This is a genomic window from Vibrio cyclitrophicus, assembly GCF_024347435.1.
Classification (GTDB): Bacteria; Pseudomonadota; Gammaproteobacteria; order Enterobacterales; family Vibrionaceae; genus Vibrio; species Vibrio cyclitrophicus.
Genome location: NZ_AP025481.1, coordinates 1,079,233 through 1,099,287 on the forward strand (window position 1 = coordinate 1,079,233; position 20,055 = coordinate 1,099,287).

The following is a 20,055-nucleotide window of genomic DNA, read 5'->3' on the forward strand; positions in this document are numbered from 1 at the left end:
AATCAGAGTTGAATTAACGTCACTTTCTGTTGGTGTGGATTTTATAAAATTGAGCGATGGACGATATTATGTGAGATAAAGGCACGTATAACTGAAATGAGAATTAATTGAGTCAAGTTGACTATTACAAGACAAAGACTTTGGTCGGCGCTTCTAAACTAAGTTATGATTCCTTCTCCCTCAACCGATTGATATTTTTATGCCTTCTTTCTCTTTTTCTCAAATCCCTGTTGGGGTTCGATTCATGATTCTCTCCGCTTTTGGATTCGCACTGATGTCAGCTTGTGTGAAATACATTAGCAACTATGGCATACCCGTATTCGAAATCGTTGCAGCTAGGGCGCTGGTGTCGTTGATCATCAGTTATGTCGATGTGAAGCGCAAACGTATTTCGATTTGGGGCAACAACAAACCACTCTTGTTCGTGCGTGGTACTGTCGGTACTGCGGCGCTAATGTGCGTTTACTATGCCGTAACCACCTTACCATTAGCAGAGGCGACCATTTTACAATACGTGCACCCCGTATTTACCGCACTACTGGGCGTGTTATTCCTCAAAGAACGCATCCAAAAATCGACCATGATCTGCATTGCATTCTGCCTAGTGGGATTATTGGTAATGGTACAACCGAGCATGAACATCGGAGCGAGCAGCGAGTTGCCATTATTCAGTATTATGCTGGCATTATGTGGTGCGTTTGGCAGCTCAATCGCCTATGTAATTGTGAGAAAGCTTAGCCAAACTGAAGACAGCTCGGTGATCATCTTCTACTTCCCACTGGTTGCTCTACCAATCTCAACCGTTCTTATCTGGAACGATTTTGTGTGGCCGAGCGTGTTCTTAACATTGATGTTGATTTTAGTAGGGATTTTCACACAGATAGGCCAATACGGCTTAACCAAGGCGATGCAAACCCAAGCAGCAGGCAAGGCTTCGGCTTACTCTTACGTTCAGATCGTATTCTCGGCACTGTTAGGCGTGTGGATATTTAATGAAATTCCATCAGTTTGGACTTACCTAGGTGGTGGGCTGATCGTGACAGGCGCACTAATCAATGTATTTGGTAAACAGTTATTGGTGCCATTTAAAGCTAAATAGCTAGCTGTTTAGCGTTAGACTTATACGCCGTTAGGCAAACAGACAAACAAGTAAAGATTGAAAAAGGGCATTGCGGAGTATTCCACAATGCCCTTTTCTGTAAGTCTTTCCTAGCACCCTTTATTAGACGTTTTATTTTGAACAAACTCGCTCTAACAAACCAAGACAATTAACGAGTTTTATTACGTGGCATTGCGCAGTTTGGGATCATCGCTCAAGTATTCTACGAACTCGATTTCAAAACCAGCTGGATCCACAAAGTAGACGTTTTTGCGATAAGGTTCTTCCGCTCCGGGTTTGGCTATTGGGAAGCCCGCATCGATAAGGCGTTCAATCACACTCTCAATATTATGGGTCACATAAGCGAAGTGAGCGAGACCAACGGAGTGTCCGGCTAAGTCTCTATTTTCAACCTCACCATGGTCACTCAATGCAATATATTGATACTCATCGCCAAAGTGCAACCAGTTACGTGGCTTACCTGACCACTCCCCTTTTCCCTCATCACGGACATACCAATGAGGGAATGCCGCTTTATAGAAAACCAGCATTTCTGGGATGTCTTTTACCACTAAGTTCACATGTTCAAGTTGGATCATTCTTCTCTCCTTAAAGTATTCTCGTAAGCAACGTTGTATATCCTAATACCTCAAGTTAAGTTGAGGTAAAGCACTAGTTTGCATTTATTTCGAGAACGTTTTTAGAGCCCAAATTGCCGTACTTCGATAACATACAGACCCTAAGTTTAGACGACCTTCTCTAAGGTGACTTCTTTGGCACCGAGCTTACTAATTCACATGCTTTAAGCTAAGCGACAAACAACCTCATAAATAAATAGAGTCGACTTGTTCGTGCTTCAACGATAAGTCTTGTTGTAGAAAATCCAACAAGTATCGATGTAACTTAGGCTGGTATTGTCTTGAGGGATACAGCGCCCATATGCCAACAGAGTTCACTTGACAGTCTGTTAGCAGAATAGTGAGAGCTCCAGTTTGTGCTTCATTGTCAATAAAAGGCAGAGGTAAACACGCTATACCTTTGCCATTAATCGCTGCATTAAGAAGTATGGAACTATCATTTACAGAGTAGTTACTTGTGACCGTTACATTAATAGGCTGAGCAGATTTAGAACCGGCTTTAGAAACAAACAGCCAATCATTGCCTATTCGTTTGTGGATCAAGCAATTGTGATCGAGTAAATCTTTGGGAGATAAAGGAGCCCCATGTTCCGCTAGGTATTGAGGGGAAGCGCAAACCACCGATGGACAATCAGCCAATTTCTTTCCAATTAAAGATTCGGGCAGGTCATTACTCAACTCGATTGCCATATCAACCCCATGTTTTATCAAATCCAGTGACTGATTCGACAGCGTGAGATCAACTTCTATGTCAGGGTACTTAAGCATGAATTGTTCGATAGCTTGGGCAAGATAACCCTGACCAAACGAAATGCTAGTAACCAGTGAAATTCTTCCTTTAGGTTGAGAGTGCTGTTCTTGGGCTAAGCTATATAGTTGGGCATTCTGCTCTAAAATATTCTGGCAGAAAGGCAATAAATCACGACCGGCGTTAGTGATACCTAAGCTTCTTGTTGAGCGATATAGTAAACATACACCTAAAGACTTTTCCAACGCGGTTATATGCCTAGTCGCCATGGATCGTGACATTCCTAAAGCCTCAGATGCTGCCGTCAGACTTCCTAGACCGACAGTAGAAACGAAAACTTCCATTGAAATAATTCTATCCATACACCCTCAATAGTTCGATTTATGCAACAATCTATTGACGTATAGCATATATATCAACTTCAAACTAGGTTTTATACTGACCTTCTATTCCAATACCGAGCCCAATGAAATGAAAAAAACAATGGTACTAGTCGCATGCCTCAGTGCAGGTTTAATTCAAAGTAATACACTATTTGCCCACACTCAAAATGCTGAAACCTCAACGGTAGCAATCATTGAGTCTGGTAAACTTATGGGAAGCAACCATGATGGTGTGACTACATTTTATGACGTTCCATATGCGCAAAACCCTTTTACGGCAGAGCGCCGTTTTCAAGCTCCGCAAGCCTACGAAACTTGGAGTGGAATATTAGATGCAACAAAAGCAGGTCAACCCGTTCCACAACCAAGTCGAGGTAAAAACATCACCTTGGTGGGGGCTCCCGGACATCTTACTCTGAACATATGGACACCGACTAACGCCATTGCTGCCAACAACAAGGCATCAAATAAAAAGCTGCCTGTCATGGTGTGGATCCCAGGCGGTGCTTTTATCCGAGAAGACGCTGCAGAGTTGGCTTATGATGGTACAAGCTTTGCGAAGAACAACGTGATCGTTGTAACGATCAATTATCGCGTAGGCGTTGATGGCTTCATGCACCTTGGAGGCAAACCGGATAATCGCGGCATTCTTGATCAAATCATGGCTCTTAAATGGGTACAAAATAACATCGAAGATTTTGGTGGCGACCCTAGCCAAGTGACGGTCGCAGGTCAATCAGCCGGGGCAGAAAGTGTTGCCATTTTATTAGGTACCGAAAAAGCCGAAGGCCTATTCCAAAAAGCCATTATGCAAAGCCCTCCAATGGCATTTTTAACCCAAAAAGAAGCTGATAAAATCACACAAAGCTATACTGAAAAACTGAATATCCCAGCCACCATTGAAGGTTTATCTACAGTCCCATTTCCTGAATTAGTTAAGAACGTTATTGATATGGGCCATACCATACAAGATCGTGACAAATGGGGAATGCTGTCGTGGGGAGGCACCGCATTCTTGCCCGTCGTTGATGGGGATATCATTGTTGAGTCTCCAATGAAAGATCTCGCCAAAGCTTCACCTTCTATTCCCGTCATCGTTGGTAGCACAGATCAAGAATCACGACTCTACTTGGTACCAAGTGGTGCCGTTAACAACACGACCGAAGAAACGAAGTCACTATTATTATCTGACTTGTCATTGGAGGGTTGGCCTGCGGATGTGTATTCAACAGAAGGCAATAGCAAGTCTATTGGAGACACGTTTGCCGACATTCAATCTGATTTTACGTTTAGAATGCCAGCACTGCACATTGCTCAACAGTTAACTAAAAACGACAACAATGTTTGGCATTATAATTTTTCTTGGATGTCACCTGCGTTTGATGGTCACTTAGGAGCCGCGCACTTTGTTGGCGTACCGTTTGTGTTTAATACCACTAACAACGAACAAACAAAAACATTTGTCGGCTCACAGCCTCCAGTTGAACTTGTTAATGCCATGCACAATCAATGGCTAACGTTCATCAAGACAAGTAAAGCTGATTGGTCTCATTATAACTTATCAGAACGACCAACAATGCAATTTGATGTTACATCGAAACAGGTCAATGACCCCGAAGACTCCGTACGGAAGTTATGGAAAAACTATCAGTTTTAAGCGGAAAGATCGGATAAAAAACAAAAAGCGAACCACTTAGGTTCGCTTTTCTTTCATCTAGCACGTTTCGTCTTTGCAATACGCGGCGGTTAAGCCACAGATATTATGACTTTGGCTGATTCACCTCTACATCGAGAGATGCTCTGTTCCCTAAACTAAAGAACTTCTTCCATCTAATCGGCATCATTGGAATAACGATGAGGCTGATACCAACCAGTGTCAGAATGTCGGGGATCTCGTCAAACCACATCACGCCAAACAAGGTTACAAACACTAACCCCGAGTATTCTGCGAGCGCAATTTGGTTTGCTGGAGCCTTTTTATACGCCACCACCACCAATGCATGATAACCAAGAACAAATAGATTGATTGCCATGATCCACCCTACATGACGCCATTCAATCGCGGCCCATGCCGGCAATGCAAACGCCAGTGCAAGTGGCAGAGTCATAACACTAGTCCAAAATAAGGTAGAGATAATGTGTTGTTCGGCGTTCAAACGCTTGATCAAAATATTACCAACCCCCATTGCAAGCGCACTGCCTAGCCCTGCAATCGCCGCCCAGTGAAATTGCTCTGGACGCAACACAATTAGCACACCCACGAAGCCTATTAGTGTCGCGGTCACTTTTGATGATGTCGGCCTTTCTTTCAACAACACAATAGACAGAGGAAGCATCAGGATTGGCCCAACATAGAACATCGCGTTCGCTGTCGCCAAGGTAAGGTGTGTAATGGCAATCATCGCACAACCACTACCCACTAATATAAATTGAGCCCGTAAAAAATTGATGCGGCAACCGCCTTGCATGCGAGTTTCTTTAGGGAGCTTTAGCCAAAAAGGAAGCAGTAAAATCACGCTCAATAGCTGGCGGATAAACACATACTGAAATGTGGGAACTTCACCATTAAGTATTTTTAGTGAGACATCGGAAAAAGACGCCAATAAGTTTGCAAATACCAAAAGCAAGATGGCGTGGTTGGTGACTTTATTCATACGGAAACAGAATTACACATTTGTCATACAATTATGGGCGCACATAATACATGAGAATGGAAAATAAGTAAGAACAAAGTTTTCGGATACTTACTACCAAAAACCAAAGGTATTAAACAATAAGTATCCATCCTTTCCAGTTGACTGATAGTCTCCTAAATAGCAACACACATTGGCGTATTTGAAATAGGGTCACGAAACACGCTCGCTTTGAGATCAAAGACGTTACTGAGCATAGTTTCAGTCATCACCTCATCAGGCGACCCTTCTGCGATTAAGCACCCTTTTTCCAAAACCACTAAATGATCGCAGTAACGACTGGCTTGGTTCAGGTCATGCAACACAACAACTACCGTTTTTCCTTTGGCATTCATCTGTTGCATCAGGTTCATTAACTCCACTTGATGAGACATATCAAGGTATGTAGTCGGTTCATCCAACATCACTACGTCCGTATCTTGTGCAATTACCATCGCAATCCATGCTCTTTGACGCTGGCCACCAGACAAAGACTCAACTGGCTTATCAGCAAACTCAAGTACACCTGTATCACGCATAGCTTGTTCGACAATCCTTTGATCGTCCTGCCCTAGCCTTCCCCAATGAGAGACATAAGGCGAACGGCCATATTCGACCAATTTTCTTACCGTGATCCCCTCAGGACTAACCAAGATTTGCGGAAGAAGTGACAACGAACGAGCAAGCGCTTTATCGCCATAACTCGACAGTGGTTTGTCTTCAAACAACACCTCTCCAGCCACTGGCTTGTTAATTCTGACTAACGTCTTTAACAAGGTAGATTTACCGCACCCGTTAGGTCCTATCAATGCGGTGATTTTTCCCTTAGGGATAGAAACAGACAGGTTCGGTATGATCGTTTGTTTGCCGTACGCGACGGAAAGATTCTGCGTTTTAAGCATGGTTACCAACCTCGATAACGATAGAGAAGAAAGATGAAATATGGCGCGCCAATCAAAGACGTGAGAACCCCTGCTGGCAATTCAATGGGTGGTTGTAGACCTCTGGCCAACCCATCAGCGCTGGTAACCAGAATTGCCCCCACCAGTGCAGATGCTGGGATTAACAACTTATGATTATGCCCAAACAACAAGCGGGCTAAGTGAGGTGCCAATAAACCCACAAAACTGATCGTTCCTGCAACAGAAACGCTAACACTGGCAAGCAATACAGCAGCCAATAACGCAAGAGCCTGAATCTGTTTTGGCTTAGTACCCAATGTGGTCGCACTTTCCTCGCCAAGCCCCATCACATCTAATCGCCAAGCAAGCCACAATGCCATAGGTAACAACAAGAGCAGCACACTCCAAATAAAGGGAACTTGCTGCCAGTTTCGTCCCCAAAGGCTGCCAGTTAACCACACCATGGCCGTGTTGATCTCGATCGGATTGGTGACCAGCAAGAAGTCGATACAACTGGCCAGAAACGCACTCACCGCAATACCAATCAGCGCCAATTTGGCGGGTGTTGGTCTTGACCACCATGCCAATACCGCAATCAGCCCAGCAGCCAATACCCCACCGAACATCGCCACAACCGGAAGCACACTGACTGGTGCATTGGGGAACCAAACTAAACTCGCTGTCGCAGCAAGGCCAGCCCCAGCGCTAATACCCATAAGGTCAGGCGATGCTAACGGATTACGTATCACGCCTTGCACCAATACCCCAGAAAGCCCTAACCCTGCGCCCACGCTTATCGCGAGCAGCATACGTGGTAGCCGATACTGATGGATAACAAAGTCGTCACTGGAAAACGCGACCAAATGTTCGATGACTTGAGGAATAGAAAGTGACGCTGCACCGACAAACAAACCCGCAGATGCCACTAATATGAGAATCCCAGATAACAAAACTATCTTAGTGTGATGGTGCATTAAGATCTCCTCGTCGCAATCAAAATAAAACAAGGTGTCCCGAGCAAAGCAGTAATAACACCAACGGGTGTTTCAGTCGGGAAAGCAATCGCTCGTGATAATGCATCCGACCAAGAGACTAATGCTGCGCCTGCCAATGCGGAAATAGGAATCAGTAAATGGTAATTGTGACCAACCATAGGTCGAACCAAATGAGGCACTAACAAACCAACAAAGCCAATTGGCCCTGCGATAGCGACACTTGCTCCGGCAAGCAACACAATCGTCAATCCACTAATCAGGCGAGTAAACCTGATGTTACTGCCAAGCCCCACGGCAACCTCTTCACCAAGCGCCAATAAGTTGAGGTTGCGAGCAAGACTCATTGCTAACACCAAACCAATCACTACAGGCGGCCAAAGCTGTTGCCATTGCCCATCATCCACACTAGACAGTGAACCAGTAAGCCAATGCAAGACGCTATAAGCCATGTCGTCAGCAAGAATCAGCGCCGCTCGTGTCAGTCCGAGCAATAACGCAGTAATGGCGATACCCGCGAGAACCAAACGTAACGGATGAGAACGTTCGGAGAAAAAGCCGCCCAGAAGCATCACAGCACCGCCGCTTAGCAACGCACCAAGAACCGCATTAAGGATTGGACTTAGCTCGCTAACCACAGGTATACCTATTGCAGCTAACGCCATAAAACAGGCTGCGCCAGCGTTAATGCCAAGAATCGACGGAGACGCGAGTGGATTGCGCGTCAAGCCTTGCATCAATAACCCAGCGACGGCCAAACTCGCACCAATCAATAGCCCCGCATAAGCTCTTGGCGCTCTTAGCGTCGCCAATATTTGATGAGTCATGTTGCTTTCATCAAACGCAAACCGATAGTGAATCAAGTCACTCAATGTTAAAGAGAAATTAGACCACCCGGTCATAGAGGCCGCGTAACCAGAAAGTGCCAAACACGACACTAATCCGGTAAATAACGTGACTCGCCACGACAATATTGGCCAGAATCGCTTACTTTTAGAGAACAACATCGTACTCATGATGGATCCAAGATCTGCTCAAGATTTTTCGCCATTTTTTCTGCCGCTAACATGCCTCGATTCAGTGACCAAAGTGCTGGTGACACTTCTACAACTTGCTTACTTTTTACAGAGGTTAGTACATTGAATAACGGATTTTCCTGCCAATCATCAACAATATTTGGATGAGAGTAAGCACCAAGGAGCAACCAATCCGGATTGGTTTTCAACAACAACTCAAAGCTGGTTGGTAAATATGCCTTCTCTGTTGGTTTCACAATAGGGCTCGCAATGCCTAATGTGGTCAGCACGCCCCCTGCGTAAGATGCGGGGCTATGTAACCACATACCTTTATCCGACACGACAGCGAATTGGACGGTTTGTTTGAGCGAGAAATGACTTTTGAATTCAGCCATGGCGTGTTGATGCTGTTGAATTCGTTGTTCCATTGACGATTGTTTATCGAGAGCGATGCCAATCTTGAGCGCAGACTCCAAATTCTCTTGATAAGTCTCACCACGGCTTTTAAGCAGTAGAGTTGGTGCGATGCGTTGTAGATCTTGATAGACCGTACGATGACGCTCTGCATCGGCAATGATCAGATCTGGCTTTAATACCGCAATGGCTTCTAGGCTAGGCTGAGAACGCATGCCAACCGATTCCCAAGGTTGAACCAATTCACGTACCGCCGGAATCACTCTTGAAGCATCATTGTCATCGGCAACACCAACAGGAGAAACACCCACCGCAGCGAGTGCATCTACAAATGAAAACTCCAACACCACAATACGTTGCGGGGTAGTCGCTATCTCAAACTGGCCTTGCTCATCTTGGATCGTTCTCGTTTTTGCCGAGCTTGAAAATGAGAACAAGCTTAAAATCAGCAAAGCTAAGGTTATCGCTATCCTGCTGCATAAAAACGGCCTATTAAATGACAGCAGCCCGTTCGACAGCATCAATTGATTCGAAAACAAAAGGCGAGAGCTGTTTTCCATATTTAATTTTCCTTAAACTCTAGAACCGTGAAAGCCGCCAAGAGTATTGACGACTTTTATTCGTTATTACTTTCAATAAATTACGTATTAGAACTGATAATTCAGATCCAAAGTGTAAGAACGTCCTGGGGCTGGATAACGACCAACTGGGCTGGTATCAATACCGCGGAAGTAATAGTCCTCATCAAACAAGTTGTTCACCGCAAGGTTCATGCGCAGCTTACTGTTTTCATCCTTGTACAAGTCCGAACCTAGGTTAAAGTTCCAGACCATGTAGGCAGGCACTTTACCTGTCGCGCCCGTTGCATCTTCGGCACTTGTATTCGCATTATCAGAATAAGATTCGCTAAAGTAGTAACCAGATAAAGTAGTATCTACCTTGCTAAAGGCGTAAGTCGCATCCCAACTAAATTGATGTTTAGACGTATAAGGAACTTGATTACCTTTGTTTGCGCCCTCTTCCTCGATAGTTGCATCTAAGTAGTTATAACCAGCGCCCAAACTCAACGCTTGCATCGCTTGAGGCACGTAACGACCTGAAAGTTCAACACCTTGGTGAAGGGTTTTACCAATGTTGTCGAAAGTTTGAGTAGCACTTTGCCATTGCAGCTGATCTTCAAAATCAATGCGGTAGAGTGCGATGTTAAAGCTGGTTGAATCTTGGTTGTAGCGCGCACCCAACTCATAGCTCCATGCTAGTTCACTGCCCTCTTCTCCTAGACCTCGAATGTAAGCAATCTGTGGTGCACGCAAAGATTTCTGCGCATTGGTGTAAACCACCCACTGTTCTGTCAAGTGGTATGCTACAGTTAAGCCCGGTAGCCATTCCGTCACTTTGTTGTCTGTGCTCTGTGCTGTACCCAGGTCATCAAACGTCATATCAATCGATTCGTAACGAATACCCGGAGTGACTTTCAGTACATCATTGAACAGGCCGATTTCGTTACTGATGTAACCAGCAAAAGCGTCAGTATCAAGATGCCAGTCGCGTGGGATTGTGGTTACTCCACTAGAAATTGATGTTTGAGTGAGCTTGTAATCGATATCTTCGTTGACGTAGCGTGCCCCAACAATCACGTTTTGCGTTACCGTATTTCCGTCAAAGTACATCGCGAGTTTAGGTTCAACACCATAAACAGCAAATTCACGTGGTGACGTACGAATATCGGTTGACGGTAATGCCGGATCCGCCCAGTGACCACCAGCACTGTTAAAGCCCCATTGGAAGAAACGCTCAGAACGGTGGCCAAACGTCAGTATTTCTAATTCAGCACTATCTGCAAGATTCAAGTCATGTAAATACTTCAGGCTCCAACGCGTTGAAGTGCCTTGATATTCATCGTACGGGCGCTTCGACTGAGTACGATCTTTGTCATAATCATCTGGCGATAAAGCACCGGGCATTTGCGTATCTGCATCATAACGCTGCACTAAAGCTTGCAGCTCTTGAGTATCACTCAGTAACCACTGCAACTTCGCTTGGAAGTTTTTGACATCGGTGTCGGAGTGTTCACGGAAGCTTTCACCTTTTAAGAAGTTCCCCTCAACTTGAAGTGCTAGCGTATCGGTTAACCAACCGCCCGTGCGCAGATAAAAGTCGTTGAGCGGCGTATCGCCATCCTCGAATACAGTAAAGCGATTACTTATTTCCGTTTGCCATTCGTGTGGAATAGGCTTAGTCACCAAGTTGATCACACCACCCACGTTGTTTGGCCCGTACTGCACAGCAGCACCACCACGTACGATATCAATTCGGTCAAGCATCGACAGAGTGGCAGGAAAAATAGATTGTCCGGTATGACCATAAGGTGCAAGAGTCAGTGGTACACCGTCCATTAGAAATTGAGCATGCCCACTGCGACTCGTATTCAAACCACGTACTGACACGTTAGGTAGAACACCTGTACCCGTTTCGTCTTGAACTTTCACCCCAGGAACGCTTTGAAAAGCAGAATCGATCGATAGTGCTGCAGTCTTTTTAATTTGCTTATCGGTAAGAACGGTACGAGCTCCCGGATACTCTTTCACATCCTCAAGTTCTGAATTACCTATCAAGCTGCCAGTCACGACAACCGTTTCCATGGTCGTCGTTTGCGGATCTGATGCAGCAAACACGCTCATGGAAGTCACTGAAGCGATGGCCATTGCAAGGGCACTTAGACGCAACTTTTTATGTGGTTGAGTACAGGATTTACCATCCAAATTCTGGTAACGCATGAAAATCTCCTAAGTAGGCAGGTTAAGATCAAAGGCCGTGTTTTCAGTTATATCGACGCTTTGATCCTATGGGCTAAACGGCCCCAAAATGAGGCCAACTGTTCACTCATTCGTAGCGAGTAAATCAATCGTTTTTAGAGTCGAAATAGCTCTTAGAAATGAACTAACTCCTAGAAATGAATTCGCTCTTAGAACTGAATTGGCTTTTAAAACTGATAGCCATAGCTGAGCATAAATTCGGCTGGCGCTCCGTAACCAATCTGGTTAGTACCTGACGTACCGTTAGTTGCGCCCAGAATGTATTCCTCATTAAGCACGTTGTAAGCGTTCGCTTGAACTTTGTGACGACCCGTGGTGTACGCAGCCATCAAGTCAACCGTGGTGTAGTCACCCAGCGCTACAGCTTCATCATTACCTGCGTATCGGTCACCTACGTATTTCACGCCACCACCTAAACGCCAGTTATCGTCTAGCTGATAAGTGCTCCAAAGAGAAAACAGGTGATCAGACACATCGTTCGGCTTTTTGCCTGTCTCTTTGTTTTCTGCATCGAGGTAGCTATAGCCCACCGAAATATCCCACTGCTCAGTAAATTGACCGCGAGCTTCTAGCTCAATACCTTGGTGGCGAGCTTCGATCTTGTTAACAACGTCTCCGTCTATATTCGTTTCTGGTTGCTCTTGATCAATTTGGAAGACCGCGGCATTTAGCATCAAGGCGCTATCTAACAAGTAAGCTTTTGCACCCACTTCTTTTAGATCGGTATGGAAGAATTCAGCCAATTTAGGATTGATATAAATACCGGAGTAAGGCAATTGCCATGAACGAGCTAAGCTCGCGTACACTGACATATCATTGTTGAGACGGTAGACCAAACCACCGCGGTAGCTCACTTTGTCATCGTTTAGATTCTCTTTTACTGAGCCCGCTTTTTGCTGTTCAAGCTCCATCGAGTCGTAACGCACATTGCCGATCACAGAAAGGTCACCAAAGGTATAAACGTCTTGAATATAAACGCCAGTGGTCGTTGTCGTGTTATCACGGAAAGGTTTGAAGCCCGGATCAGGTGTTGGGCCTGTTACAGGGTTATAGATGTCTTGTGAAGGTAGGGTTTGATCGCTAGCTAGAGTGAGATCGATATTGATCTGGTTGTAATCGGCACCAATCATCATTTGGTTAGAGTTAGTTTCCCAAACCAACTCAGACTGTAGTGTTGTCGTGGTACGAGGATCATAGCCGAAGTTGTTCACGGTTTGAGATACTTGGTCCCCTGTTACCGTGCCTTGACGCGTACCTTTTTGTTCAAGCTCAATATGGTTGTATGCTGCGCGGTTTGTCCATGCCCATTCACTGTTCAAAAGCCATTCATAATTAACACCAACACGAATACTGTCTGACTCCTGATAGTCATTCCTACCGCCATAAAACGTGCTTTCAGAGACATCGACAGGCTTACCATTTTTAGATGGAACCCCACGATATGGCACTAGCTCTTGGTGAGCATATTCGACATCAAGATCTATGGTATGCCCCTCAGCAGGTAATACACGAATGGTGGGTGCGATAAAGAAATCACTAGAATCGACATGGTCTACATAAGAATCCGACTGTCGACTTTCCACGTTGATACGACCACTGACTTTGTCAGTAAACGCCATCGAGCTGTCGACCTGACCAACAAACAGATTATTGCTGCCGACACTGCCATTGACGTGTGTGAAATTATCACCGTTAGCACGCTTGGTGACCAAGTTGATGATACCGCCTGCTGAGCCTCGGCCATAAAGTGCGCCTGCAGGGCCTTTTACCACTTCGACACGTTCTATATTCGCTAGACTTCGGTACGATTGCAGAGTCCCGTCATCACGCATACCATCACGGTACATGTCGTTGAGTGCATCAAAACCACGAATCACAAATTGGTCTCGGCTCCCCTCACCCAAGGTATTGTTAACCCCGGCAACACCATCAAGAGCATCCACCAAACGTACAGCACCGCGGTCTTGCATTTCCGTCTTTGTGACCACCGATACTGCTTGCGGTACATCCAACCATTCGACATCGGTTTTGGTACCCGATTGCGGCATGTGCTCCGCGTAACCTTCGTACTGATGACCAATAACTTGTAGGGTTTCATCCGTCATTATTTCTTCTGCAGCCATTACATTCGACACGGTAACTACTGCGGTTAATGCACCTCCAATAGCCAAAGCGAGAGGGGACAAGGCCAATCTAATGTTCATCATCTAATTCCGTTTTAGTTTATAAAATCACAACAGATGCGAATAAAAACAAATATCATTTATATTTGCAATATATATTTTTTGATCTATATTTGCTTTGCAATATGCAACGCCACTAATGATAAAAGAGTAAATAAAAACAATAAGATAGAAAGCTCCCTTTCTTGTAATCTCGAAAGAAAGCACTTCGTCAGCGTCAGGAATTCGGTGTGGAGTTTGGTGTCTGCCATAGCAAGTTCATCATCACAGAATCAGAGCCGGTACTGGTCAAGATCAACTATCGGAGTATCGGTGATGGCCGGGAATTTTTGCTTGATAACTTCAGTGGTGGGAATTGGTTCAATACCATCTTAAATCTTTTCTTGGGTCACAAGCTTGATCCTACACTTCGCATTGCTGGCAGCGCAAAGTCATGACCACCCACTTGCGATCGTGGAAGTTAATCAGCAACTCACTATTTCACTTCCGATAAACCATGCCGCACCACATTGATTGAATACTCAATTCCCGACTGTGATCGCAATGCAGAGCCAAACCGTAGTTAATTCAAATACAAGCACTTAACGTTTTTTCATCGGCTACTCAGCGGGAGCAACACATGGACAACAGAATCACCATCAAAGAATTTCTTAGAGTGTTCGATTACATTCGTTCATCTGGCGAGCAATTAGAGAACAAATATCAATTTGGCGAGATGTTTGCGTGGCACGATTACGACGGCTACACCTGTTGGCTAAGCTACAGAGACGTTACAGTAACACTGATGTTCCATGGTTCATTGAAGATCGAATACGACAAGGCACCGAACTATGAAGGCTTCATCAACCGTTGTTTAGCTATGCTTGAAACTGAACTTTCTCCGTAAGCTGTCCTTAGCTATTGAGTCAATAAGGCAGAGTCTAAGGAGAAGCAGTGGAGAAAATCATGAACGGGGCCACTTATAAAACACGGTTACCATTTAGGCTAACCACATCTTTATTTTTTCTACTCAGCCTAAACTCGTTAAGTCTAAAAGCGGATGCAACAGGGACAAACATGATCGACTTTACACAAGCTAGTGAGCATCAAAACTGGACAGTGACTAACGACGATGTAATGGGCGGCATCTCAACAGGCGAGCTCATTTATCTTAATAACATGAGTCGATTTAGGGGAGAGCTCTCGTTAGAAAATAATGGTGGTTTCAGTTCTGTAAAGCGCTCCATTGAATCACCTGCCCATGAAAAAGATAGTGCAGAGCTAATATTCGTTGGTGATGGTCGCACCTACCAACTGAGGTTCACCACTTGGAAGGAAGGTAGTCGAGTTCAATACAAACACGATTTCGATACCATAAAGGGAGAGCAGCTAAACAAGATCTTCCACTTCAATGATTTTCAAGCGGTGTTCAGAGGTCGGCTACTGAGCGATGCCCTGGAACTTAAGGCACAAGACATCAAGCAAATTGGCTTTTTGATTGCAGACAAACAGCCCTCGCCTTTTGAGCTAGACCTAATACAGCTTCAATTCAAAACATCGCAACCTATCACATCACCAGAAACGGACTAAACCGCAAACAAATAAAAACCCCTGATACCTTTTGACGAGCAATTAGATATCAGGGGGGCTTGTTCTATTTAAATCGTCGACTATTCAAATCATCAGTACTTAGTATTTGATGGCTGTTTTACCTATCGAGGAGCTGCTTTCAATACGTTGGTGTGCATCTTTCAGAGTCTCAACACTAAAGCCATTCAATGTGGTAGTAAGCGTAGACTTAATGCGGCCAGCATCGATCAGGTTCGCTGCTTGGAACAAAATATCTTGTTGTTTCTGAATATCGTCTGTGTTGAACAGTGAACGTGTGAACATCAGCTCCCACACAAAACCTGCAGACTTACCTTGAAGCGCAGAAAGATCAATTCCACCATCGAACTCAACAATAGAACTGATCATGCCTTGCGGTGCAATCAGCTCCACCATCGATTCCCAATGTCCTTTGGTGTCTGCGACATTGAAAATGTAATCGACATGCTGAATACCTTGATCTCGTACAGATTCAACCAAGTTACGGTGATTCACCACATGGTCTGCCCCCATATCCCTTACCCACTGTTCAGTTTCAGGTCTTGAAGCCGTCGCAATAACCGTCAGGTTAGTCAACTGGCTCGCCAATTGAATCGTGATTGAACCGACACCACCAGCACCACCAATGATCAGAATGGACTTTTTCTCTTCTGAACGAACACGTAGGCGATCAAACAACGCTTCCCACGCTGTAAGTGTTGCTAGCGGCATAACTGCAGCCGCTTCATCAGAAAGGCTCGTTGGTGCTTTCGCCGTAATACGGTAGTCAACGGCTTGGTATTCAGCATTAGCGCCCACACGAGTTACGTCACCTGCATAGTAAACACGGTCGCCTAGTTCAAAGCCTTCAACGTCTGTACCTTTACCGACAACTTCACCGACTGCGTCATAACCAAGGACTTTTGGTTGCTCGAGAGTTTTATCTTGAGCACTACGAATTCGAATTTTCGCATCTGCTGGATTGATAGACGTCGCGCTCACTTTTACCAGTAGATCATGTTCTTTTAGTTCTGGAAGGTTTGTTTCAAACTCAACTAGGCTGTCTTGCTCTGCAATCGCAAGTGACTGAGTAAATCCGATAGCTTTCATTTTTGATGGTACTGACATTGTGCTTTCTCCTTGAATTAGACAAGTTAATCTTAGTTGACTCTCAATTTAGATAAACCGCCTAATGTTTGAATTGTTATCAAATTATTTTTGACAATTAAGCAATTGAAGCTAACTTAGAAGCGATAAGTAGAGATAACCCATCTGCAGATTGTGATGGGGAAATGTCCCAACTCCATGTTTAGAAAATAATTCAATACAGGTAGATAATATGCTTCTTGAAGACTTGCAGGTCATTTTAAAGGTGGCGGAGTTTCGTAGTATCACCGCAGCAGCCACCAACCTAGATATGCGTACTGCCACCGCGAGCGCTGCCGTAAAACGTGTTGAAGTCGCACTGGGCGCTGAGCTGTTTGTAAGAACCACTCGCCATCTGAGGCTCTCTTCAGCAGGCGAACGCTATTTACCTGAGTGTGAACAAGCCTTGAAAATATTGGAGCAAGCCAAGCTCAACATGCGCGAAGAGCTTGGTATCTTGGATGGAGAAATCCGCATCGCACTTTCTTCGGATCTAGGACGAAACCTGATCACTCCTTGGCTTGACGAATTTCTGCTTGAATACCCAAAGGCAACACTTCGTACCAGCATCAGCGACAGCAACATCGATTTTTATCGTGATTCTGTTGATATGGCGCTGCGTTACGGCTCTCCGACTGACGCCAGCATGTATGGTTTCAAGATCTGCGATGTGCCGAGAATATTGTGCGCAGCCCCTGAATATTTAGCTAAGATGGGAACGCCAAGCCAACCGAGTAACTTAGCTGAGCACAACGGTTTGCTTTATCAGCTGCATGATATGTTGCAAGACGAATGGGTGTTTAATGATGGCAAGCAGGATCATAAAGTAAAGCTAAAAGGGAATCGCGCGTCGAACGATGCTGATCTTGTTAGACGTTGGTGTGTTGCAGGGAAAGGTGTGGCGATAAAATCTTGCTTAGATATGTCGAGTCATTTGCTTTCTGGCGAAGTGGTTAAAATAATGCCAGAGTTCAAGCCAACCCCAACCGAGCTGTGGTTAGTATGTCCAAGTCGTCAGTCCATCACCCCGACCGTTCGCTTATTGAGAGATCTATTCCGAGAGAAAACCGCTGAGATCCTTTCTCAATTGAGCGAGCAAGACATTATAGCGACTCAAAAATCTTAACGATCTAGAGATAAAAAAGGCGTTAGTGAACTTTAACCCACTAACGCCTTTGATCATTTGAACATCACACCTATTGATGGATGCATCGTATAATACGAGTGCTTAGTTTGACTCTTCTTCAACATCACAGTCAGCACAGCACTGAAGCGCAATTTCATGCTCGAAGGTGATCGTATCTTCACCTTCTTCTAGTAGCTCTGCGATTTCATCTGCGACTTCTTTTTCATCATCCGCTTCAATTCCGCTTACTAGCTCTTCTTCTGAATAACCAAAGAAGTTCAGCAATAGGTACTCACGTGCTTCATCTTTCGTACAAACCACTTCAGCTGAAAGGTCAGGCGTAACCTCCCCCTGGGCCAGAGTCGCGGTCACTTGTGCGATAGCAGCGTCTTTCATCGCAGGCGTTAACCAACCAAGATCAGTACTTACTGTTGTTTTTTTACAGTCGAAGCAAGGCAGTTGGTGGAAGTAGTATTGAAAGGTAGTCATAGGTAATTTCTTCGTTAAGTGTTGTATAGCAAGATTATGCGCGTTTTGTAGCAAAATACTATCTCAATCAGCAACCAGAGACTGATTCGTGAAGGTAATTTTGGGTTCATCACGAGCTTTAGTGATGGAACCGTTACAAGCGCAGATCGGCAAGCTTAATCTGGTCGACGAATGTGTTCTTGATAATGAAGTGCTACTGAGATGCGAAGTTAAGTAGCTTTCATCTGACTATAATTGACACAAAAAAGCGAGCCACCTGGGCTCGCTTTTGAATTGTTCATGTTCTTGCTTAAGCAATGGCTAGATTACAGAAGTTCTACCGATTGTTGAGCAATAACGAATTCTTCGTTGGTTGGAATAACCATTGCTACTGCACCAAGCATTTCTGACTTAGCAATGATACCTTCAGCGCCAAAGCGAGCTGCTTCATTGCCAGCAACATCTTCAACAAAACCAAGGATCTTAAGGTTGCTTAGGATCTCACGACGAATTGGTAGAGAGTTCTCACCGATACCGCCAGTGAAGATGATGCCGTCTAGAGAGTCTAGCGTTGCAAGGTAAGAAGCAACGTATTTCGCTACGCGGTAAGTAAACACCTCAAAAGCAAGTTTAGCGCCTTCATGGCCCTCTTCCATTGCTTCTAAAATGCCACGAGCATCGCTCGTAAGACCAGACACACCCAGGAAGCCAGACTCCTTGTTTAGAGAGTTAAACACTTGCTCTTGTGACCAACCCTTCTTAAGTAGGTACTCGATAATGCCTGGGTCTAAATCACCACAACGTGTACCCATCATCAGGCCAGAAAGCGGTGTGAAGCCCATTGAAGTATCAACACTGTTGCCATCTTTGATAGCACATACAGAAGCGCCGTTGCCTAGGTGCACAGAGATAAAGCTAGATTCTTCAACCGGCTTGTTCAGCATTTTAGCAGCTTCGCGACTAACGAAGTAGTGGCTAGTACCGTGGAAGCCGTAACGACGCACGCCGAAGTCTGTGTATAGTTCTTTTGCAATTGCACCCGTGAATGCACGTTGTGGCATCGTTTGGTGGAACGCAGTATCAAAAACAGCAAACTGAGGTAAAGAAGGGAAAGCTTCAATCGCAGCGCGGATACCGATAGCACCTGCTGGGTTATGGAGTGGAGCTAGATCTGATAGGCTTTCAATTTCGTTCGTCACTTCTTCAGTAATACGAACAGTCTGTGTGAACTTCTCGCCACCGTGTACGATACGATGACCAATAGCAACGATATCTTGTGTGAAGCCCAGAGCTTCCATCAGGCCAACCAATTTGCCAATGGCAATTTTGTGGTGGTTATCTTCACCTTGAATGGCAATTTCAGTTTTCTCGCCTTGATATTTCCAGCCCATACGAGCATCTTCAAGACCAAAACACTCCCCTAGGCCACTTAATACTGCTTCACCAGAAACAGAATTGATTACAGCAAATTTAAGGGATGAACTACCCGAGTTAATAACCAGAACAAACGAATTAGACATTGGATATGGATCCTGTTTCAGTACGAATTGGATGAAGTGTTAACTTCAATTTTAGTTAAGCCCATTATTCAATAATTTTTGAATCTTTCAACTTTTGTTTTGAAAAAATCACTAAATGAACACAATTAAGTTGATCTTCGTCATCAATCTATTTATTTCGAGATCGAAATTAAAAAATAGTTGAATAAAAAGTTCATAAAAAACTGAAGCAAACGAGTGCGAAAATTATTTTTAGCCTAATTCAGTGAATTTGAGTAACTCGAACGAAACTCAATAATCATGGAATAAATTGGTGGAACACGTCACTTTACCCGATCCTTACTTGCTGAGGGTTGCCTACTATTCATTCCCCTTATCAGTGCTTAC

18 protein-coding genes are annotated in these 20,055 nt (G+C 44.6%); 6 read left to right on the plus strand and 12 right to left on the minus strand.

Going from position 1 to position 20,055, the window contains the following annotated elements; translation table 11 throughout:
• The first annotated feature begins 199 nt into the window (after positions 1 to 199).
• Positions 200 to 1,099, plus strand: coding sequence for a DMT family transporter (locus OCW38_RS19690; RefSeq protein WP_261895863.1), 900 nt, complete (start codon positions 200 to 202; stop codon positions 1,097 to 1,099).
• A 182-nt stretch (positions 1,100 to 1,281) separates the two neighbouring features.
• On the opposite strand, the gene OCW38_RS19695 is transcribed toward OCW38_RS19690, so the two are convergent.
• Together OCW38_RS19695 and OCW38_RS19700 are read right to left on the minus strand one after the other, a co-directional pair.
• Complete coding sequence (locus OCW38_RS19695; protein ID WP_261895865.1) at positions 1,282 to 1,698, minus strand: VOC family protein; 417 nt, start codon at positions 1,696 to 1,698, stop codon at positions 1,282 to 1,284.
• 225 nt (positions 1,699 to 1,923) lie between these two features.
• Entirely contained in the window at positions 1,924 to 2,847 is a 924-nt protein-coding gene (locus OCW38_RS19700) for a LysR family transcriptional regulator (RefSeq protein WP_261895867.1), read from the minus strand.
• 121 nt (positions 2,848 to 2,968) lie between these two features.
• Here OCW38_RS19700 and OCW38_RS19705 point away from each other — a divergent pair, with 121 nt between their 5' ends.
• Positions 2,969 to 4,525, plus strand: coding sequence for a carboxylesterase/lipase family protein (locus OCW38_RS19705; RefSeq protein WP_261896524.1), 1,557 nt, complete (start codon positions 2,969 to 2,971; stop codon positions 4,523 to 4,525).
• Positions 4,526 to 4,628: 103 nt separating this feature from the next.
• Here the strand turns inward: OCW38_RS19705 and OCW38_RS19710 are convergent, their stop codons facing one another.
• The 7 genes from OCW38_RS19710 to OCW38_RS19740 form a co-directional block, all read right to left on the minus strand.
• Positions 4,629 to 5,522 carry a DMT family transporter gene (locus OCW38_RS19710; RefSeq protein WP_010430612.1) on the minus strand — a complete coding sequence of 298 codons (894 nt, stop codon included), beginning with the start codon at positions 5,520 to 5,522 and terminating at the stop codon, positions 4,629 to 4,631.
• 155 nt (positions 5,523 to 5,677) lie between these two features.
• On the minus strand, positions 5,678 to 6,442 hold the full coding sequence (gene fecE / locus OCW38_RS19715) for a Fe(3+) dicitrate ABC transporter ATP-binding protein FecE (protein ID WP_016784219.1): 765 nt from the start codon (positions 6,440 to 6,442) through the stop codon (positions 5,678 to 5,680).
• Positions 6,443 to 6,444: 2 nt separating this feature from the next.
• The gene (locus OCW38_RS19720) at positions 6,445 to 7,416 is read right to left on the minus strand and encodes a FecCD family ABC transporter permease (protein ID WP_261895870.1); all 972 of its coding nucleotides are present in this window, start codon (positions 7,414 to 7,416) and stop codon (positions 6,445 to 6,447) included.
• Positions 7,416 to 8,450 (minus strand): FecCD family ABC transporter permease, encoded by a 1,035-nt coding sequence (locus OCW38_RS19725; protein ID WP_016789638.1) that lies wholly within the window; start codon positions 8,448 to 8,450, stop codon positions 7,416 to 7,418. The genes OCW38_RS19720 and OCW38_RS19725 overlap by 1 nt, the downstream gene beginning before the upstream one ends.
• Complete coding sequence (locus OCW38_RS19730; RefSeq protein ID WP_010430638.1) at positions 8,447 to 9,424, minus strand: Fe(3+) dicitrate ABC transporter substrate-binding protein; 978 nt, start codon at positions 9,422 to 9,424, stop codon at positions 8,447 to 8,449. Before OCW38_RS19730 ends, OCW38_RS19725 begins: the two co-directional genes overlap by 4 nt.
• An 87-nt stretch (positions 9,425 to 9,511) precedes the next feature.
• Positions 9,512 to 11,641 carry a TonB-dependent receptor family protein gene (locus OCW38_RS19735; protein WP_261895873.1) on the minus strand — a complete coding sequence of 710 codons (2,130 nt, stop codon included), beginning with the start codon at positions 11,639 to 11,641 and terminating at the stop codon, positions 9,512 to 9,514.
• Positions 11,642 to 11,847: 206 nt separating this feature from the next.
• Positions 11,848 to 13,884, minus strand: a complete 2,037-nt coding sequence (locus tag OCW38_RS19740; protein WP_016791191.1) for a TonB-dependent receptor — start codon at positions 13,882 to 13,884, stop codon at positions 11,848 to 11,850.
• Positions 13,885 to 14,093: 209 nt separating this feature from the next.
• On the opposite strand from OCW38_RS19740, the gene OCW38_RS23010 reads away from it, so the two are divergent.
• The 3 genes from OCW38_RS23010 to OCW38_RS19750 all read left to right on the plus strand — a co-directional run bounded on the left by OCW38_RS23010 (position 14,094) and on the right by OCW38_RS19750 (position 15,432).
• Entirely contained in the window at positions 14,094 to 14,300 is a 207-nt protein-coding gene (locus OCW38_RS23010; RefSeq protein WP_010430647.1) for a hypothetical protein, read from the plus strand.
• 182 nt (positions 14,301 to 14,482) lie between these two features.
• Positions 14,483 to 14,749: a DUF3081 domain-containing protein gene (locus OCW38_RS19745; RefSeq protein WP_010430650.1), complete on the plus strand. Its 267-nt coding sequence runs from the start codon at positions 14,483 to 14,485 to the stop codon at positions 14,747 to 14,749.
• A 47-nt stretch (positions 14,750 to 14,796) separates the two neighbouring features.
• A complete protein-coding gene (locus OCW38_RS19750; RefSeq protein ID WP_261895876.1) occupies positions 14,797 to 15,432 on the plus strand; it encodes a CIA30 family protein in 636 nt (211 codons plus the stop codon).
• Between the two features lie 99 nt (positions 15,433 to 15,531).
• On the opposite strand, the gene OCW38_RS19755 is transcribed toward OCW38_RS19750, so the two are convergent.
• Positions 15,532 to 16,557 (minus strand): zinc-binding alcohol dehydrogenase family protein, encoded by a 1,026-nt coding sequence (locus OCW38_RS19755; RefSeq protein WP_261895878.1) that lies wholly within the window; start codon positions 16,555 to 16,557, stop codon positions 15,532 to 15,534.
• A 211-nt stretch (positions 16,558 to 16,768) separates the two neighbouring features.
• On the opposite strand from OCW38_RS19755, the gene OCW38_RS19760 reads away from it, so the two are divergent.
• Positions 16,769 to 17,701 carry a LysR family transcriptional regulator gene (locus tag OCW38_RS19760; protein WP_016784225.1) on the plus strand — a complete coding sequence of 311 codons (933 nt, stop codon included), beginning with the start codon at positions 16,769 to 16,771 and terminating at the stop codon, positions 17,699 to 17,701.
• A gap of 102 nt (positions 17,702 to 17,803) precedes the next feature.
• Here the strand turns inward: OCW38_RS19760 and OCW38_RS19765 are convergent, their stop codons facing one another.
• Together OCW38_RS19765 and OCW38_RS19770 are read right to left on the minus strand one after the other, a co-directional pair.
• Positions 17,804 to 18,190 carry a hypothetical protein gene (locus OCW38_RS19765; RefSeq protein WP_010430663.1) on the minus strand — a complete coding sequence of 129 codons (387 nt, stop codon included), beginning with the start codon at positions 18,188 to 18,190 and terminating at the stop codon, positions 17,804 to 17,806.
• Positions 18,191 to 18,495: 305 nt separating this feature from the next.
• Positions 18,496 to 19,689 carry an acetate/propionate family kinase gene (locus OCW38_RS19770; RefSeq protein ID WP_016789633.1) on the minus strand — a complete coding sequence of 398 codons (1,194 nt, stop codon included), beginning with the start codon at positions 19,687 to 19,689 and terminating at the stop codon, positions 18,496 to 18,498.
• Positions 19,690 to 20,055: the final 366 nt, after the last annotated feature.

Coding starts and splice junctions, on each gene's coding strand:
- OCW38_RS19765 (WP_010430663.1), bottom strand. CDS start 18,190: ATGACTACCTTTCAATACTACTTCCACCAACTGCCTTGCTTCGACTGT.
- OCW38_RS19735 (WP_261895873.1), bottom strand. CDS start 11,641: ATGCGTTACCAGAATTTGGATGGTAAATCCTGTACTCAACCACATAAA.
- OCW38_RS19725 (WP_016789638.1), bottom strand. CDS start 8,450: ATGAGTACGATGTTGTTCTCTAAAAGTAAGCGATTCTGGCCAATATTG.
- OCW38_RS19755 (WP_261895878.1), bottom strand. CDS start 16,557: ATGTCAGTACCATCAAAAATGAAAGCTATCGGATTTACTCAGTCACTT.
- OCW38_RS19760 (WP_016784225.1), top strand. CDS start 16,769: ATGCTTCTTGAAGACTTGCAGGTCATTTTAAAGGTGGCGGAGTTTCGT.
- OCW38_RS19710 (WP_010430612.1), bottom strand. CDS start 5,522: ATGAATAAAGTCACCAACCACGCCATCTTGCTTTTGGTATTTGCAAAC.
- OCW38_RS19695 (WP_261895865.1), bottom strand. CDS start 1,698: ATGATCCAACTTGAACATGTGAACTTAGTGGTAAAAGACATCCCAGAA.
- OCW38_RS19700 (WP_261895867.1), bottom strand. CDS start 2,847: ATGGATAGAATTATTTCAATGGAAGTTTTCGTTTCTACTGTCGGTCTA.
- OCW38_RS19745 (WP_010430650.1), top strand. CDS start 14,483: ATGGACAACAGAATCACCATCAAAGAATTTCTTAGAGTGTTCGATTAC.
- OCW38_RS19740 (WP_016791191.1), bottom strand. CDS start 13,884: ATGAACATTAGATTGGCCTTGTCCCCTCTCGCTTTGGCTATTGGAGGT.
- OCW38_RS19705 (WP_261896524.1), top strand. CDS start 2,969: ATGGTACTAGTCGCATGCCTCAGTGCAGGTTTAATTCAAAGTAATACA.
- fecE (WP_016784219.1), bottom strand. CDS start 6,442: ATGCTTAAAACGCAGAATCTTTCCGTCGCGTACGGCAAACAAACGATC.
- OCW38_RS19720 (WP_261895870.1), bottom strand. CDS start 7,416: ATGCACCATCACACTAAGATAGTTTTGTTATCTGGGATTCTCATATTA.
- OCW38_RS19770 (WP_016789633.1), bottom strand. CDS start 19,689: ATGTCTAATTCGTTTGTTCTGGTTATTAACTCGGGTAGTTCATCCCTT.
- OCW38_RS19730 (WP_010430638.1), bottom strand. CDS start 9,424: ATGGAAAACAGCTCTCGCCTTTTGTTTTCGAATCAATTGATGCTGTCG.
- OCW38_RS19690 (WP_261895863.1), top strand. CDS start 200: ATGCCTTCTTTCTCTTTTTCTCAAATCCCTGTTGGGGTTCGATTCATG.